This window comes from Phocaeicola barnesiae DSM 18169 = JCM 13652, assembly GCF_000374585.1.
In the GTDB taxonomy this organism is placed as follows: Bacteria; Bacteroidota; Bacteroidia; order Bacteroidales; family Bacteroidaceae; genus Phocaeicola; species Phocaeicola barnesiae.
This window is the reverse complement of sequence record NZ_KB894654.1, coordinates 1-16,456: the sequence shown is the minus strand read 5'-3', so window position 1 is coordinate 16,456 and position 16,456 is coordinate 1. Positions and strand designations below refer to the sequence as shown.

Below are 16,456 nucleotides of genomic sequence, written 5' to 3'. Positions count from 1 at the left end.
CGGGCAGAGAGACGGGCCTGTGGATTGATTCGAATCGGTTTATTCGGTAGCCGGAATGCTGGAAGTCTTTTCCAGATACTGGTAGGTAACTGCCTTTTCCAGCAACGGGTAGGAACCCTTGTAGTCGGCCGTGACATCTGCTGTCAGGTAAATTTCGGAAGTTCCGCTCTCTTCTTTTTCCACCAGCGAATAAATCAGGTTTTCTCCCGTTGTCAGGGTGATGTTCAGGGAGTAGTAATGGAAACCTGCGGCACTCTCTTTTTCTGTTCGGTAGAAGATTCCCTGTCTCTGTAGAGTGGAAGCAGACGAACGGATGGTGATGCTACCTTGGGTATAGGTGTCGTTGGTGTATTGGAGGGTGTAAGAACCGTCCTTCTGTACCGGTATGTCATTGATGATGATTTCCTTCAACGCACGTTGTTCTCCTACCTGCATCTTGTCGCCTTCCACTTCTGCGCTTACGGAAGTTACCGTGTAGGTAATGCTTTCGTAACGGACCTGCAAGCGAAGGATATAGGAATTTCCGGAATGGTCGGTTATGGTGATGTCTGTATCACCTGTCTTCAGCGGTTTGAATTGCACGGTCTCTCCGTTGTAGATGACCAGTGCAACTTCCTCGTTGCTGTTGCTGATGACATAGGAACCGTCTCCTCCGATGATGTACAGAGCCTGTGTATCGGTAAAAGGTGCAATGGTCAGGGTATTTCCCACGGCCTGTGTGTGATTATCGGCATATATCAGTTCAATGGCGGGGTAATCGTCGTCGCCGCAGGAAATTGTTCCCAAGGAGAAGCATGCGCAAAGGAGGCTCGCTCCAATCAGTTTGGTCAGTTTTATTCGGGTTTTCATACGTCTTATGTTCTTAAATGAGTAATAAATCCTTTCAAATTGTAACTTATACAACTAGTAACACATCAAAGATACAATTATTTTTCGTAAATCTGATAATCTCCCGCTTTTTCTGTCAGTATATTTTGTAATTCTTCAATACTTTTTTCTTTGTTTGAGAAAGAAATGACAGCCTCGGGAGGGTCGAGGGTGACTGTGGCAGACATCTCGCCAGGCATATTGAGGGCTTTCTCCACGTGCATCCGGCAATGGTTACACATCATCCCTTCTATCCGGTAAGTCTGGGTGAGGGCATCGGTTGTTTCGGGGGCTGTTTCCTTCGCTTCTTCAGCAGAAGGTGTATCAGCCATCGGCTGTGTTTCTACCGGCATCGTTTCGTAAACGGCGGGGGTGTCCGCATGGGACGTATGCATCCGTTTACGCTTCAGACGGAGGCTGTTGGTGACGACACTGACACTGCTCATGGCCATGGCCGCTCCGGCTATCATGGGGTTCAGCAGGAATCCGTTGATGGGATAAAGGATTCCTGCCGCGATAGGAACGCCTATCAGGTTATAGATGAATGCCCAGAACAGGTTCTCGCGGATGGTGCGGACGGTCTGAGCAGACAATTCGATGGCATCGGCTATTTTTCTCAGGTCGGAAGAAATGATGGTCATTTTGGCTACATCCATGGCGATGTCGCTTCCTTTTCCCATGGCGATACTTAAATCGGCTTGGGCCAGTGCGGCACTGTCATTGATACCGTCGCCTACCATGGCGACATGCTTTCCTGCTTGCTGCAAGGACTGGATGAAACGTGCCTTTTCTTCCGGAAGAACACCGGCCCGATAATGTTGGATACCGGCCTTTTCGGAGATGGCACGGGCTGTCGCTTCGTTGTCTCCAGTGAGCATGTAGACATCTATTCCCCGTTTCTGTAGCAGGTGGATGGCTTCGGAAGAGGTCGGCTTGAGGGTATCGCTGATAGCCGTCAGGGCCAATACCTGTCTGTCGTCCGCCAGCCAGATGACTGTCTTGGCTTCGGTGGTAAGCTCCTGCGCTTTCGTGAGGACGGCTTCCGGAATGATAATTCCTTTTTCTTTCAGCAGGGAGGTGTTTCCGGCATAGTAGGTGGTTCCTGCAATCCTTCCCTGGATGCCTTTTCCGGTCAGACTCTCGAAGTTGTCGACCGGCAACGTTTTTCCGTTCAGGTAACGGGTGACCGCTTCTGCCAGAGGATGTTCCGACAGCTGTTCCAGGCTAAAGAACAGGTCACGGGTGTCTGTGCCGGCTATTTCGTGGTAATCGGTTACTTTCGGATTTCCTTCGGTAATGGTTCCGGTCTTATCCAATACGATGGCATTGATGCGTTGGGCGCTTTCCAGGCTCTCGGCATCTTTGATAAGGATACCCATCTCGGCACCTTTTCCGATACCGACCATGATGGCGGTCGGTGTGGCCAGTCCCAAAGCACACGGACAGGCGATAATCAGAACGGTAACGGCAGCCAGCAATCCCTGGGTAAATCCGTTGTTCCCTCCAAAGACCATCCAAAGCACGAAGGATAGCAGGGCGATTCCCATAATCGTCGGTACGAAGACGGCGGCTATCCGGTCTACCAGCTTCTGGACGGGAGCCTTACTGCCTTGCGCGTCCTGTACCAGGTGGATGATATGGGCCAACAAGGTGTCTGTCCCGACTTTGTCTGCGGTGAACCGGAAACTTCCCTTCTGGTTGATGGTCCCGGCAAAAACCGAGGCGCCCTTTTCTTTCAGTACGGGAACAGGTTCTCCGCTCAGCATGCTTTCATCGACGTAAGAGCTTCCTTGGTTTACCGTTCCGTCGACGGCTACCCGTTCTCCGGGACGGACCAACAGGCAATCGCCCGGTTGAACCTGCCGGATGTGGATGGTTTCTTCCGTTCCGTTGGTTGTGATGCGGGTGACGTTTTGTGGCTGGAGCCCCATCAGTTTCTTGATGGCTTCCGATGTATTTCCTTTGGCCCGTTCTTCCAGCAACCGTCCCAGTAGGATGAATGCGATGATGACACTGGCCGCTTCGAAGTAGACATGCGGATGAATGCCGCGGCTCAGCCAGAATTCCGGGAAGAAGAGGTTGAAGAGACTGAACAGGTAGGCGATGCCCGTACTGTTCGCTACCAGGGTATCCATGTTGGCCGTCTTGTGTTTGAGTTGCCTCCAGGCGTTGCGGTAAAAGTCACGTCCCAACCAGCAGACTACCGGTGTAGAGAGTATCCAGGTAATGTAGTTGGCGTATGGCAGGCCCATCAGGAACATGCTGATGACGATGATGGGGATGCTCAGGATAATGGCCCAGGTGGTACGGAACTTCAGTTGACGGTAACGTAGTTGGTGGGCTTCTTCGGCTTTCTGTTCACTGAGGTCAGGGTCGGATTCAATGACCAGGTCATAGCCGGCATCTTGAATGGCTTTCTTCAGGGAGTCAGGAGTACAGCATGTCGGGTCGTATACGACGGTGGCCGTAGCGGCCGCATAGTTGACACTGGCTTCCGTTACACCGTTCTGTTGGTTCAAGGTCTTGTCAACGCGGGCTGCACAGGCTGCACAACTCATGCCTAAAATAGGGAATGTCTGTTTCTGTGAAATATGTTCTTGCATAAAATCTGAGTTTTTTGAATCTTTCATTTACCAGAGATGAATTGCCGGTAAATGTGTATAAAAATGAATTGAATCGGATACAATGTCTTTATCTTCCATATAGACATAAAAAAAGGAGTACCGCTGTACTCCAACCTTTGTTAACCTTAAATCTAATACTATGAAAAACACATTGCAAAGGTACGGACTTTAGGGAAACCTGCAAATTATTTGGCCAAAAAATTCTGCCATATAACATATATTAAGTTTCGTATAGATTTGATTGCTGTTTCAAGCGGCTTGCGCATCGGTCGGGGTTGTGTGAAGGTCTGGGAGCGGAAGGTAAACTGGCGAGAAAAATGTTTGAAGTACCGGTGGCAGCAGGTGGATAAAACCGGGAATCCGCATGCATTTATGGTTTTTTGAAGAAGTTAAAACTTTTTAAATGTTCGTCCGCGACTGTTTTGGTAACAGAAATTGGAGTTATTTTTGCATAGAAATCTATACATTTTTCATGTTATCTCATAATAGGCAGAAAAGAAAAGCGATATTCCGGACAATTTGTATGGTCATGTTGATGCTCATACAGTTCGACGCGTATATTTATGAGATGGCAGAAAGTTTCCGGATGAACCAGGCAGTATCCATGGCTACCTTGCCTTCGGAGGCTTCTCAAATGGCGGAAGACAATGAAACCGTCGATGCATGGTCTGATCCTTATTACCGGAATGCCAATCTCCGGCACAGACTGTTGACGGAAGTGACGCCTGTATTGTTGGCTTTTTTCTTTTTTATTCCTGTCGGAATTGTCCCGATGCGCCAGCATCGGAAGATAGACCTGGCGGGGGGAAAGTGTCTCCTTTCATCCTGTCTGGTATTTTGTGTCCTGCTGATTTAGCATTTGGGGATTTTTTGGTACCGCAGCTTGTATGGTGATGCAGGCAGGCGGTAGTGTATCTCTATTTCTAGTACCCACATAGTAATCTTTATTTTTAGTATCTTATGAAATTTACTTTTCACAAGGTAGTTGTCTTGTCATGTATGGCAGGGCTGCTTCCTGCTTGCCAGTCGGCAGATGAAAATCAAGTCCGGAGCGATAATTCCATACCCGTAACGCTCCTTCAACCGGCAACGATTGATTTGCCCCGTTCGTATGTAGCCGATGTGCAGGCTATCCAGTTTGTAGAAATCAAACCCAAAGTAGAAGGCTTCGTTCAGGATGTACTGGTGGACGAAGGTCAGTTGGTAAAGGCCGGACAACCTTTGTTCCGCTTGAGTTCTGAGAATTATGCCGAAGCACTGAAAGAAGCGGAAGCCAATTTCAAACAGGCTCAGGTTGAGCTGGAAATGGCCAATTATGAGACGGAACGTGTACAGCGGTTGGTGGAGAAACAGATTTTCTCGTCCATCCGGTTAGACCAGGTAAGACGGGAACGGGAGGTGGTCCGCATGAAGGTAGAACAGGCCCGTGCCCAGATGCAGCGTGCCCAGATGGATTATTCGTATACGACGATTACTTCTCCGTTTACCGGATACGTAGACCGTATTCCGTATAAGGCCGGTAGTCTGGTGAATCCGGAAAGTTTGTTGACAACGGTGAGTGACATCTCGGAGGTTTTTGCCTATTACAAGGTGAACGAGAGCGAATACTTACGTTTCAAGCGGGCACAGCTGAAAGGGGAGAACCTGCAGCAGATGGACAATGTAGAGCTGATTCTTCCGGACGGTTCCGTTTATGCCCATAAGGGAAAACAGGAAACCGTAGAAGGTGATTTCGAACGGGGAACCGGGTCTATCGCTTTCCGTGTCCGTTTCCCGAATCCGGATGGATTGCTGAAACATGGGGTGACCGGTAAGGTACGGATGATGACGCGTATGGAAGATGTTTGTCTGGTCCCTCAGAAGTCTACGTTCGAAATCCAGGATTTCACGTATGTGTATGTAGTGGACAGTACCCATACGGCCAAAGTCAGAAGTTTCCATCCGATAGAACGTTATCAGAACTATTACATCACACAAGATCTGGAACCTCATACAGCCATTGTGTACGAGGGTGTCCAGATGATTAAGGACGGTATGCAAATAGAAACCGATACCATTTCCTTCGAAGATGTGAAGAAAGAATTGAAGTTGAACAACCTTGCCAAGTAATACCTGACAGCCATGTTTAAGATGTTTATTCGCCGACCCATTCTGTCGGCAGTCATTTCTGTGATATTCGTCTGTCTGGGTGCGTTGGCAATTGTTTCGCTGCCAATTACTCAGTTTCCGGATATCGTACCTCCTTCGGTGACGGTGACCGCCCGTTATACGGGTGCGAGTGCCGATGTGATGTCGAAGACGGTGGCTACTCCCCTGGAACGGGCCATCAACGGTGTTTCCGGTATGACGTATATGACGACGGTATGTACCAATGACGGTATGTCATTGACCACCATTTATTTCAAGGTAGGAACGGACCCGGATGTAGCGGCGGTCAACGTCCAGAACCGTGTGACGACAGTGCTCGACGAGCTTCCCGAAGAGGTAATCCGTGCCGGTGTAGTGACCGAAAAAGAGGTGAACAGTATGCTGATGTACCTGAACGTGTTCAGTACCGACAGTACACATACCGAGAAGTTCGTGTATAACTTTACCGATATCAATATCCTGCGTGAGCTGAAACGTATCGACGGGGTGGGACTCGTGGAAATCATGGGTAGCCGAGACTATGCGATGCGTGTGTGGCTGAATCCGAGCCGTCTGGCCGCATATAACATGGTTCCGCAGGATGTGACCGAGGCTATTCGCCGGCAGAACATCGAGGCGGCTCCGGGAAAAACGGGTATCAGTTCCGACAAGCTTCCGCAACAGTTGCAGTACGTATTGCAATATACCGGTAAGTTCAGTACCCCCGAAGAATACGGGGAGATTGTCTTGAAAGCCATGCCGGACGGTTCTCTGCTGAGGCTGAAGGATGTGGCTACCATTGAATTCGACTCGGAAGACTACAACATGATTTCGATGACTGACGGGCGTCCGTCGGCTTCCATCATGATCAAGCAGCGACCGGGTTCGAATGCCCGCGAGGTTATCCAGAACATCAAGCAGCGTATGGAAGAAATCAAGGAGAGCAGTTTTGCGCCGGGCATGGACTATAACATTGCGTACGACGTTTCCCGTTTCCTCGATGCTTCCATTAAATCGGTGCTGAAGACCCTGTTGGAAGCCTTCCTGTTGGTGTTCATTGTCGTGTATATCTTCCTTCAGGATTTCCGTTCGACGCTGATTCCGGCCATAGCCGTACCGGTTTCGCTGGTCGGTACCTTCTTCTTCATGCAGATGCTGGGCTTCTCCATCAATATGTTGACGCTCTTTGCGCTGGTATTGGCCATCGGTATTGTGGTCGATAATGCGATTGTCGTGGTGGAAGCGGTGCATGTGAAGATGCATGAACAGAAACTTTCGCCCTACAAGGCATCCGTGGCTGCCATGAAAGAAATCGGTGGTGCCATTGTTGCCATTACGCTGGTCATGTCGGCGGTATTCGTGCCGGTAGGCTTCATGCAGGGAACGGTCGGTATTTTCTATCGTCAGTTCTCTTTGACGCTGGCTGTAGCCATCGTTATCTCGGGTGTCAACGCGTTGACGTTGTCGCCGGCCTTGTGCGCCTTGCTGTTGAAGCCGGCTGGTGAAGGCAAGAAGAAATCCACCTGGTTGCGCAAGTTCTTTGTGGTGTTCAACCGCGGATACAACCGTTTCGAACGTCGTTATCATCTGGGATTGCATAAGTATTTGAGTCGGAAATCGCTGACTTACATTACTTTGGTGCTTTTCTTCCTGGCTACTTACGGCATCAATTTCGTATTGCCTACCGGATTCATTCCGAACGAAGACCAGGGTATGATTTATGTAAATGTGGATGCACCTCCGGGAGCTACCGTAGAGCGTAGCGAGAAGGTGTTGAACGAGATACAGGCGGCTTTGCTTCCGTTCGATGAAATTGAAAGTATTTCTACACTGGCCGGTTACAGTCTGATGACAGAAACGGAAGGAGCCAGCTACGGTATGGGGATGATTAACCTGAAGCCGTGGAGCGAACGTGACCAGAGTGTGGACGAACTGATGCAGGTCTATAAGGACCGTACTTCTTATATCAAGGATGCGGATATTCAGTTCTTCCTGCCTCCTTCGGTTCCAGGTTTCGGTAATGCCAGTGGCTTTGAGTTGCGTCTGCAGGACAAGACGGCGGGCGATTTCCATGATTTTGCCGAAGTGGCGGACAACCTGGTGGAGAAACTCAATGCCGACCCGCGTCTGCAGGGAGTGACCTCCGGTTTCAATCCGAACTTCCCGCAATACCTGTTGAAGGTCGATTTGGCCAAGGCGGCCAAACTGGGTGTGGATTTGGACAAGGCGATGGAAACCCTGCAGGCTTACATCGGTAGTTTCTATTCGTCCAACTTCATCCGTTTCGGTCAGATGTATAAGGTGATGATTCAGGCATCGCCGGAATACCGTATGAATCCTGAGGACTTGTACCGCCTCTATGCCAAGAATAATGATGGAAATGTGGTGCCCTATTCCAACTTTATGACGATGGACCGTGTGTACGGACCGAGTCAGATTACCCGTTACAACATGTTTACTTCGGCGCTGATAACCGGTGAAGGAACCAGTGGGGTCAGTTCGGGTGAAGTAATCAAGACGGTGGAAAGTATCTGTAAGGAAGTGCTTCCACGCGGTTACGATGTGGAATGGTCGGGTGTAACCCGTGAAGAGAAGGAATCGGGAGGACAGACCGTATTGATTTTCGGTATCTGTCTGCTTTTCGTGTACCTGCTGTTGGCTGCCCAGTATGAAAGTTTGTTGTTGCCGTTCCCGGTTATCCTGTCGCTTCCGGCGGGTATCTTCGGTTCTTACCTGTTCCTCGTACTGGTGGGTCTGGAAAACAACATCTATGCCCAGGTGGCTCTGGTCATGCTGATTGGATTGCTGGGGAAGAACGCTATTTTGATTGTAGAAATGGCCAACCAGTTCCGGAAAGAGGGGCTGTCAGTCCTCGATGCAGCCATTAAGGGAGCCGTGAGCCGTTTGCGTCCTATCCTGATGACCTCGTTTGCCTTTATCTGCGGTCTGATTCCGTTGGTGATGGCCAGCGGTGCCGGTGCCTTGGGTAACCGTTCCATCGGTACGGCAGCTGCGGGAGGTATGTTTATCGGAACTTTTGTCGGTATCTTTCTGGTGCCAGGCCTTTATGTAATTTTTGAAACCTTGTCGGCCCGTCTGAGCCGAAATAAATCACGTTATGACGATGAAGATGATGAATAAGATACAATACCTGATGGTGGGAGGGGTGGTGCTGCTGGCGGTAGGCTGTAAAGCACCTGCCTTGACGGCGGAAGAGCAGGTCAAACTTCCGGAAACATTTGCTGCTGGAGCGGACGCGGACACGGTGACCATCGCTTCGATGGCATGGCAGGACTTTTTCCCGGATGCATACCTGAAGGAATACATTGATACGGCGCTGGTGCGCAACCATTCGTTCCTGCAGACATTGGAGCAGGTATCGATAGCCCGTTCGCAGCTGCGGATGAAAAAAGGAAGCCTCTTGCCCGAAGTGGCCCTCGAAATCGGTGGAGGAATCGAACGTTTCGGTGAATATACCATGGACGGCGTGGGAAACAGTACCACGAATACACCGGATTTGGTTAAAGAAAAACACATTCCGGACCCGTATAAAGAACTGAATCTGGGACTCGGTTTCCAGTGGGAGGCCGATATCTGGGGAAAACTGACCGACCAGAAGCGGGCGGCAGTCTCCCGTTGGATGAAATCGGTGGAAGCCAGCCGGTTGGCACGTACACTGCTGATTTCGGAAGTGGCTTCGCAATATTATGACCTGGTGGGGCTGGATAAGCAGCGCCAGATTCTGGTGGAGGCTATCAACAAGGCACGCGATTCCTATAACCTGACCAATGAGTTGATGAAGGAAGGAGAAGTTTCCCGGTTGTCTGTCGACCAGTTCCGTTCCCGCCGCTTGAAGCTGGACGAGATGTTGCTCGATACGGAGCAGCAGATAGGCGATGCGGAGCGAGCATTGGCCTTGCTTTTGGGTAAGCTGCCGTTTGAAATCCGTCGTTCCAGTTTCGAAGAGGTCAGCCGTTCTTTCTTCCCTTCGGACGCCGGTATTCCGGCACAATGGATTCAGAACCGTCCGGACATTCAGGCAGCGGAACAGGAGTTGCTGACCAGTAAACTGGATGTATCGGCTGCACGGAAAAGTTTCTTCCCGTCGCTGGTCATCGGAGGCGGGGCCGGATTCAATGCCTTCAGTTTCGATAAATGGTTCTCTTCGCCCGCTTCGATGGTATATAACCTGGCGGCAGGAATCACGGCGCCTATCTTCAAGCGGCATGAGATACGTTCCTTGTGGGAAGAGGCCAAGAGCCGTCAGCGTATCGCATTGCTGGAGTATCATCAGACAGTGCTGAAATCTTATCAGGAGGTGGTCGGTCTGATTTCGGCTACCGAGCAGATGCAGAAACGGAAAGCGTTGAAAGAGGAGGAAAGCCGCATCCATCACCGTTCCATCTATAATGCCAATGAACTGTTCAAGACTGGTTTCGTGGGATATCTGGATGTACTTTCGGCCGATGAACGATACCTGGACTGTGAATTGGAACGCATCCGGCTGAATATCTCTTATTGCAAGATGCACGTCATGCTTTACCGTTCGTTGGGTGGCGGACAGCTCTGATACGTACATTTGTCTTTTGTTCAATAGTTCATCCCCGGAATAGGGCAGTCCCGATGACTGGTCCTTTTTCCGGGGATTTTTATCGTTTGCCGGAGAGGGCTATCTGTGGGCCGGTTGGAGGTGTTTTCACTTTTTTGTCGTATCTTTGCCGCATCGATTAACAAAAGAGAACAAGTTATGGCATTTGAAGCAACGAAAAGAGAGTGGGGCGAACTGTATGCATTCTTTCGCCTGCTGGCCGATGGATATGTGCAGGCTGGTACACCGGACGCTAAGGCCGATGAGACAGTCCGCTTTCCTGTGGCGATGATACAGCGTGAAGAGCACGATGGTACACGTCGGTATACGATAGAAAAGGAGATGATTCATATCCAGGGGGAAGACATGGATAAACGGGTTCCCCGGGAAGATTTTGAGACCGTTGCCGATTTGATTCTGGAGGGTATCCGTCAGGCGGACACGGACGAGGTGACTTCGCCGGATGGTGTTGAAGAGTTCCTGGATGAAGTGGCTATCTTCAACCTGGAGGCGCAGACGGACGACCGGACCGATTTCAGCGTAGCTTTCTACCAGCCCGATGCTCCTTTGACCGGTTTCTGCGTGCGCTCCCGTTTCGGTAAGATGTTTCCGTTGATGGACGGGGGGCGTGCCGCCAACTTCAAGTTCGAGCAGACTGGGGTGAAGTTCGCAGTTCCTACGGTCAATAAAATCAATGCGGAAGGTGCCGAGGACGATGTAATCAGCCGGATGCTGATGATAGAACGTCTGGGGGGAGTCCTGAAATACAACGATGTGGCCGACAAGATTTTCCGGAGCAACCTGTCGATGATAGATTTGCACATGGGACGTCTGTTGGGTGAAATGACGCGTCTGATGTGGTTGGACGGCATTACCAAGGTCTCTGAGCTGACAGAAGAAATCAAGAAGTTGAATCCACTCAAAATCAAGGATGAACTGATTTCCAAACATGGTTTCTATGAATATAAGATTAAGGAATTCCTGTTGGCGTTGGCCGGTGGCATGCGTCCGGCCAAACTGTACAACGGAAAAGATTCGGCCATTGCCGGATTCCTGTTCGTAACGGCCGACGGTCAGGTATTGTGCTACCAGCGTGCTTACCGTCAGACCTTCGCTGAGTTCCTGTTCCAGAATACCCGGTTGGAGAAAGGTTCCACGGAAAAAGACAAATATGGTTTTCTGGAACGCGAGAACGGGGTTTATTACTTGAAGTTGAACCTGAAAATAGGCTTGTTGAAACGATGAGTATCACAGCATCCGATAAGAAGAATACCGGGAGTTTTGCTCTCGGTATTTTGTTTGCCTTGAGTTTGTCGCATTGCACCAACGATATGCTGCAATCTGTCATCATGGCGGTATATCCTTTGGTGAAGAGCGAGCTGGCTTTGAGTTTTGCCCAGGTGGGACTGATTACCATGGTGTATCAGATTTCGGCTTCGGTGTTCCAGCCGGTCATGGGTATGGTGATGGACCGTCATCAGAAACCCTGGTCATTGCCCATGGGGATGGGCTTTACATTTACGGGACTGATGTTGTTGGCTTTTGTGCATCAGTTCTGGCTGGTGCTGGTATCGGTGGCACTGGTGGGTATCGGCTCGTCCATTTTCCATCCGGAGGCTGCCCGTCTGACGGCTCTGGCTTCAGGGGGCAAGCGTGGACTGGCGCAATCATTGTTTCAGGTGGGCGGAAACCTGGGCGGTTCTTTCGGACCGCTGTTGGCTGCTTTGGTCATCGCCCCTTACGGGCGGCAGAATGTCGGACTGATTGCCCTGTTGGCCCTGGTAGGGATGTGTATCATGCTTCCGGTATGCCGCTGGTACCGGGCACGTCTGAAGGAATGGGACGAACGTCGCCGTCAGCGTGGGGAAGGGTTACGGCATGAAATGCCTTATTCGGTTCCGAAGACGGTCTTTATCATCGGGGTTATCATTGTCCTGATATTCTCGAAATACATTTACATGGCCAGCTTGAACAGTTATTATACCTTTTACCTGATTCATAAATTCGGAGTGTCGGTACAGGACTCGCAGTTCTATCTGTTCATCTTCCTGTTCGCAACGGCTGCCGGTACCCTGTTGGGAGGTCCAATCGGCGACCGCATCGGAAGGAAATACGTCATCTGGGGCTCTATTTTGGGGACGGCTCCCTTCAGTCTGCTGATGCCGCATGTGGGGCTGGTACCGACGGTGATATTGAGTTTCCTCATCGGTTTTATCCTTTCATCGGCTTTCCCGGCTATTCTGGTCTATGCTCAGGAACTGCTGCCTTATAAGATTGGGCTGATTTCGGGTATCTTTTATGGCTTTGCTTTCGGTATTGCCGGTATCGCATCTGCCGTACTCGGGAATTTCGCCGATGAATATGGGATAGAGTATGTCTATCAGGTGGTGGCTTTCACTCCTCTGTTGGGGCTGGTGGCTTGTCTGCTGCCGAATCTGAAGGAGAAATGATGGCTGCACGGTCTTTGCGGATGGTCTTTTGAGGAAGACTGTCCGTTTCTTTTTTCTTGACTTTTTGATGAGGCTTGAATTTTATTGCATAAATCAAAAACATGTGCTACCTTTGTCATTCAAAAGAACCAAAATATTTAAATAAATATGTTCAGAAGTCATACTTGCGGTGAGTTGAGACTCGCCGATGCAGGCAAAAACGTAACGTTGTCCGGATGGGTGCAGCGTACACGTAAGATGGGTGGAATGACATTTGTCGACCTCCGCGACCGCTACGGCATTACACAGTTGGTTTTCAATACAGATGTGAACGCCGAACTTTGTGAACGTGCCAATCATTTGGGCCGTGAGTTTGTCATCCAGGTAAAAGGAACGGTAAGCGAACGTTCCAGCAAGAACAGCAATCTTCCTACCGGTGACATTGAAATCATCGTGTCCGAACTGAATATCCTGAATACCGCGCAGACTCCGCCGTTTACCATCGAAGACAATACCGATGGTGGCGATGATTTGCGTATGAAATACCGTTACCTGGATTTGCGCCGTACCGCTGTGCGTAAAAACCTGGAACTCCGTCACCGTATGACGATGGAAGTACGTCGTTACCTGGACAGCAAAGGCTTCCTGGAAGTAGAAACTCCGATGCTTATCGGCTCTACTCCGGAAGGTGCACGTGACTTTGTGGTTCCTTCACGCATGAATCCGGGACAGTTCTATGCATTGCCTCAGTCTCCGCAGACATTGAAGCAGTTGCTGATGGTTTCCGGTTTCGACCGCTACTTCCAGATTGTGAAGTGCTTCCGTGATGAAGACCTGCGTGCCGACCGTCAGCCGGAATTTACACAGATCGACTGTGAAATGAGTTTCGTAGAGCAGGAAGACATCATCAATATGTTCGAGGGTATGGCGAAACACCTGTTCAAGGAATTGCGTGGTGTGGAACTGACAGAGCCGTTCCAGCGAATGCCTTGGTCTGATGCCATGAAGTATTACGGAAGCGACAAACCGGATTTGCGTTTCGGCATGAAATTCGTAGAATTGATGGATATCCTGAAGGGTTATGGCTTCTCGGTATTCGATGGCGCGGCTTATATTGGTGGTATCTGTGCCGAAGGTGCTGCTCACTATACCCGTAAGCAGATTGACCAGCTGACCGATTTCGTGAAACGTCCTCAGATTGGTGCCAAAGGACTGGTTTACGCCCGTGTGGAAGAAGACGGTCACGTGAAGTCTAGCGTAGATAAATTCTATAGCCAGGAAGTACTGCAGCAGATGAAGGAAGCATTCGGAGCAAAACCGGGTGACCTGATTCTGATTCTGAGCGGCGACGACGCCATGAAGACCCGGAAACAGTTGTGCGAGCTGCGTCTGGAAATGGGTAACCAATTGGGATTGCGTGACAAGAACAAGTTCGCTTGCTTGTGGGTCGTAGACTTCCCGATGTTCGAATGGAGCGAAGAGGAAGGCCGTCTGATGGCTATGCACCATCCGTTCACTCACCCGAAAGACGAAGATATTCCTTTGTTGGATACCGATCCGGCAGCAGTGCGTGCCGATGCATACGATATGGTCGTTAACGGTGTGGAAGTTGGCGGTGGTTCTATCCGTATCCACGATTCACAGTTGCAGGCCAAGATGTTCGAAATTCTGGGCTTCACTCCGGAAAAGGCTCAGGAACAGTTCGGCTTCCTGATGAATGCCTTCAAGTTCGGTGCTCCTCCTCACGGTGGTCTGGCCTATGGTCTTGACCGTTGGGTTTCTTTGTTTGCCGGTCTGGATTCTATCCGCGACTGCATCGCCTTCCCGAAGAACAATTCAGGACGCGATGTCATGCTGGATGCTCCGGGCTATCTGGACCAGAAACAGTTGGATGAACTGAATCTGGTGGTTGACATCAAAGAAGGTAAATAACTGGTTTCCTGTTATTGACGAAAACTTGCTTATAACATAAAGGGAAGCGAAGATTCCTTGACTCCTCCAGTTTCGGAGAAGAGGATTTCTTCGCTTTTACTTTGTTTTCTGTAAAAACATGAAAGAATCTGTCCGTATATTTCGTTTTACAGTTGTGGGTACGCTGAATGCGTTGATAACCGCTCTGGTAGTTTGGCTGATGATGCATATTCATGAGCAGGACTATCTGTTGGCCAATGTGGTAGCGTACATCGTGGCACAGATTCATAATTTCATCTGGAGCAAATATTGGATATTCCCCTTGGATACAGATGCGAAAAAAAACAGCATCTGGCATCAGATACTGTTTTTTGTATGTGCTTTCGCTATGGCATATACGGCTCAATTCCTCTTTCTCCTCCTGCTGGTCGAGGTGTTCCATTGCAATGAATACCTGGCTCAGTTCCTCGGACTTTTTGTTTACGGCGCCGTCAATTTTATTGCTAACCGCCGCATTACTTTCCGTTAGCGGAAAGTTTCTGTACGAAGCCGACAGGCATTTCTACAGTGGCATATCCCAGCTGCTCCAGTCGGACAGTTATCTGTGTCTTGCCATTGAGGGTGACCAGTTGTCCTACCAGACCATTCAACGGCCCTTTGATTACAATGACGTCTTCGCCAGGTTTCATCGACTCGTTGGAGAAATGAATGCTTTCTTCCGAGTAATCCAGCATGAACATGAACCGCTCCATCTCTTCTTGCCGGATGATGGCCGGCCTTCGTGTGCATCGGTCCATTAGCGTACCTGACAACGAAGGTATCTGCTTCAATAGTTCAATCCGTCGTTTTTCTGTGACATGTACAAAGATGAGCATCGGAATGACCACTACGGTCATTTTCTTTTTCCGGTCGCTCCATTGCCTGACGACCTCTTGTACGGGTAGGAAATGTTCTACTCCCAATGCCTTGAACTGCTCTGCTGTTTTCTTTTCGTGGTGCATACGTACGTACAATGCATACCAGTGAATTTCTTCCATGTGTTATGAAATTAGTTGAATGCTACGGGTTTTGTTTCTCGATTCGTTGGGTAAGACCTGTGTGCTGCTGGTACTTTATACAGGTGGCTGAATTGGTATATGGGCAGACGGTTGGGTGGAGAATAATATGTTTTTTTCATGGAAAATCATTAATTTGTTTTTATTAGTGAAAAGCAAACGTAATGAAAAAAAACTGGATGGCCAAATATTTCATGGCTTAGAACAGATTTAATTTCGTTCGTTGATGTTTGGAATTCATTTCTGGGGGGCGATGGTTTGTATATGGGGGAGAAAACATCCGTTTGTTTGGGGTAAGATATGCTCGTGTTTTGTTTAAAACGAACGGACAAATGGATTAAAACGTCCGTTCGTTTTTGTCTGCCGGCTTTTGTCATGGATATTTCTATAATATAAGGTGTAATCTTTTTACAGTTTTTACACTGCCGCATCTGATTGTCCGTTTTATCTTTTTGAAAAACAGTCTTTTGGGGATGTCTCGATAAAAATGTTATAAAAAAGTGTTGTAAAACACTTGCAGGTTTCGGAAAAGTCTGTATCTTTGCAACCGCTTTCGAGAGGGAAACGCACTGAAGAAATGAAATTCTGATGACAGAGTGTAAGCCGGATGCCTTTCCGGAGGCGCTGCACCGAGTATCTTACCTTGCATGCTGCAAGGGAGCGAGAAAGGGTAAGCCCGGAGGGGGACGCGTTTCGGACCGCCGCTGAAAAATCTTTTCTGAAAAAAACTTTCCGAAAAATTTGGTGGTTACGAAAATACGACTTACCTTTGCAACCGTTTTCAACGCAAGATTTGAAGGCAAGTTCTTTGAAAAGCTTTAGATAAACAAACAGAGATGTAGTACAAGAAGTAGT

11 protein-coding genes are annotated in these 16,456 nt (G+C 49.3%); 8 read left to right on the top strand and 3 right to left on the bottom strand.

The features are described from left to right. Positions 1–39 precede the first annotated feature (39 nt). Both C510_RS0111825 and C510_RS0111820 read right to left on the bottom strand, forming a co-directional pair. Positions 40–849, bottom strand: a complete 810-nt coding sequence (locus C510_RS0111825) for a hypothetical protein (protein WP_018711555.1) — start codon at positions 847–849, stop codon at positions 40–42. Between the two features lie 77 nt (positions 850–926). Continuing rightward, positions 927–3,470: a heavy metal translocating P-type ATPase gene (locus C510_RS0111820; protein WP_018711554.1), complete on the bottom strand. Its 2,544-nt coding sequence runs from the start codon at positions 3,468–3,470 to the stop codon at positions 927–929. A 550-nt stretch (positions 3,471–4,020) separates the two neighbouring features. Between C510_RS0111820 and C510_RS0111815 the strand changes: the two genes are divergently transcribed. The 8 genes from C510_RS0111815 to C510_RS0111780 all read left to right on the top strand — a co-directional run bounded on the left by C510_RS0111815 (position 4,021) and on the right by C510_RS0111780 (position 15,075). Beyond that, positions 4,021–4,347: a hypothetical protein gene (locus C510_RS0111815; protein WP_025892984.1), complete on the top strand. Its 327-nt coding sequence runs from the start codon at positions 4,021–4,023 to the stop codon at positions 4,345–4,347. Positions 4,348–4,451: 104 nt separating this feature from the next. Further along, entirely contained in the window at positions 4,452–5,600 is a 1,149-nt protein-coding gene (locus tag C510_RS0111810; RefSeq protein WP_022339067.1) for an efflux RND transporter periplasmic adaptor subunit, read from the top strand. Between the two features lie 12 nt (positions 5,601–5,612). After that, positions 5,613–8,759: an efflux RND transporter permease subunit gene (locus tag C510_RS0111805; RefSeq protein WP_026320210.1), complete on the top strand. Its 3,147-nt coding sequence runs from the start codon at positions 5,613–5,615 to the stop codon at positions 8,757–8,759. After that, the gene (locus C510_RS0111800; protein WP_034776517.1) at positions 8,749–10,188 is read left to right on the top strand and encodes an efflux transporter outer membrane subunit; all 1,440 of its coding nucleotides are present in this window, start codon (positions 8,749–8,751) and stop codon (positions 10,186–10,188) included. Before C510_RS0111805 ends, C510_RS0111800 begins: the two co-directional genes overlap by 11 nt. 177 nt (positions 10,189–10,365) lie before the next feature. Further along, positions 10,366–11,451 carry an HpaII family restriction endonuclease gene (locus tag C510_RS0111795; RefSeq protein WP_018711549.1) on the top strand — a complete coding sequence of 362 codons (1,086 nt, stop codon included), beginning with the start codon at positions 10,366–10,368 and terminating at the stop codon, positions 11,449–11,451. Next, positions 11,448–12,656 carry an MFS transporter gene (locus C510_RS0111790; RefSeq protein WP_018711548.1) on the top strand — a complete coding sequence of 403 codons (1,209 nt, stop codon included), beginning with the start codon at positions 11,448–11,450 and terminating at the stop codon, positions 12,654–12,656. The genes C510_RS0111795 and C510_RS0111790 overlap by 4 nt, the downstream gene beginning before the upstream one ends. A gap of 147 nt (positions 12,657–12,803) precedes the next feature. After that, complete coding sequence (gene aspS / locus C510_RS0111785) at positions 12,804–14,567, top strand: aspartate--tRNA ligase (protein ID WP_026320209.1); 1,764 nt, start codon at positions 12,804–12,806, stop codon at positions 14,565–14,567. 118 nt (positions 14,568–14,685) lie between these two features. Then, on the top strand, positions 14,686–15,075 hold the full coding sequence (locus C510_RS0111780) for a GtrA family protein (RefSeq protein ID WP_018711546.1): 390 nt from the start codon (positions 14,686–14,688) through the stop codon (positions 15,073–15,075). Here the strand turns inward: C510_RS0111780 and C510_RS0111775 are convergent. Beyond that, entirely contained in the window at positions 15,062–15,583 is a 522-nt protein-coding gene (locus tag C510_RS0111775; RefSeq protein ID WP_018711545.1) for a UpxY family transcription antiterminator, read from the bottom strand. The two genes, C510_RS0111780 and C510_RS0111775, sit on opposite strands and share 14 nt — an antisense overlap. Positions 15,584–16,456: the final 873 nt, after the last annotated feature.

Bases quoted from the DNA above. Each gene is read 5' to 3' on its own strand.
- C510_RS0111790 (WP_018711548.1), top strand. From the start codon at position 11,448: ATGAGTATCACAGCATCCGATAAGAAGAATACCGGGAGTTTTGCTCTC.
- C510_RS0111795 (WP_018711549.1), top strand. From the start codon at position 10,366: ATGGCATTTGAAGCAACGAAAAGAGAGTGGGGCGAACTGTATGCATTC.
- C510_RS0111805 (WP_026320210.1), top strand. From the start codon at position 5,613: ATGTTTAAGATGTTTATTCGCCGACCCATTCTGTCGGCAGTCATTTCT.
- C510_RS0111810 (WP_022339067.1), top strand. From the start codon at position 4,452: ATGAAATTTACTTTTCACAAGGTAGTTGTCTTGTCATGTATGGCAGGG.
- C510_RS0111775 (WP_018711545.1), bottom strand. From the start codon at position 15,583: ATGGAAGAAATTCACTGGTATGCATTGTACGTACGTATGCACCACGAA.
- C510_RS0111825 (WP_018711555.1), bottom strand. From the start codon at position 849: ATGAAAACCCGAATAAAACTGACCAAACTGATTGGAGCGAGCCTCCTT.
- aspS (WP_026320209.1), top strand. From the start codon at position 12,804: ATGTTCAGAAGTCATACTTGCGGTGAGTTGAGACTCGCCGATGCAGGC.
- C510_RS0111820 (WP_018711554.1), bottom strand. From the start codon at position 3,470: ATGCAAGAACATATTTCACAGAAACAGACATTCCCTATTTTAGGCATG.
- C510_RS0111800 (WP_034776517.1), top strand. From the start codon at position 8,749: ATGATGAATAAGATACAATACCTGATGGTGGGAGGGGTGGTGCTGCTG.
- C510_RS0111815 (WP_025892984.1), top strand. From the start codon at position 4,021: ATGTTGATGCTCATACAGTTCGACGCGTATATTTATGAGATGGCAGAA.
- C510_RS0111780 (WP_018711546.1), top strand. From the start codon at position 14,686: ATGAAAGAATCTGTCCGTATATTTCGTTTTACAGTTGTGGGTACGCTG.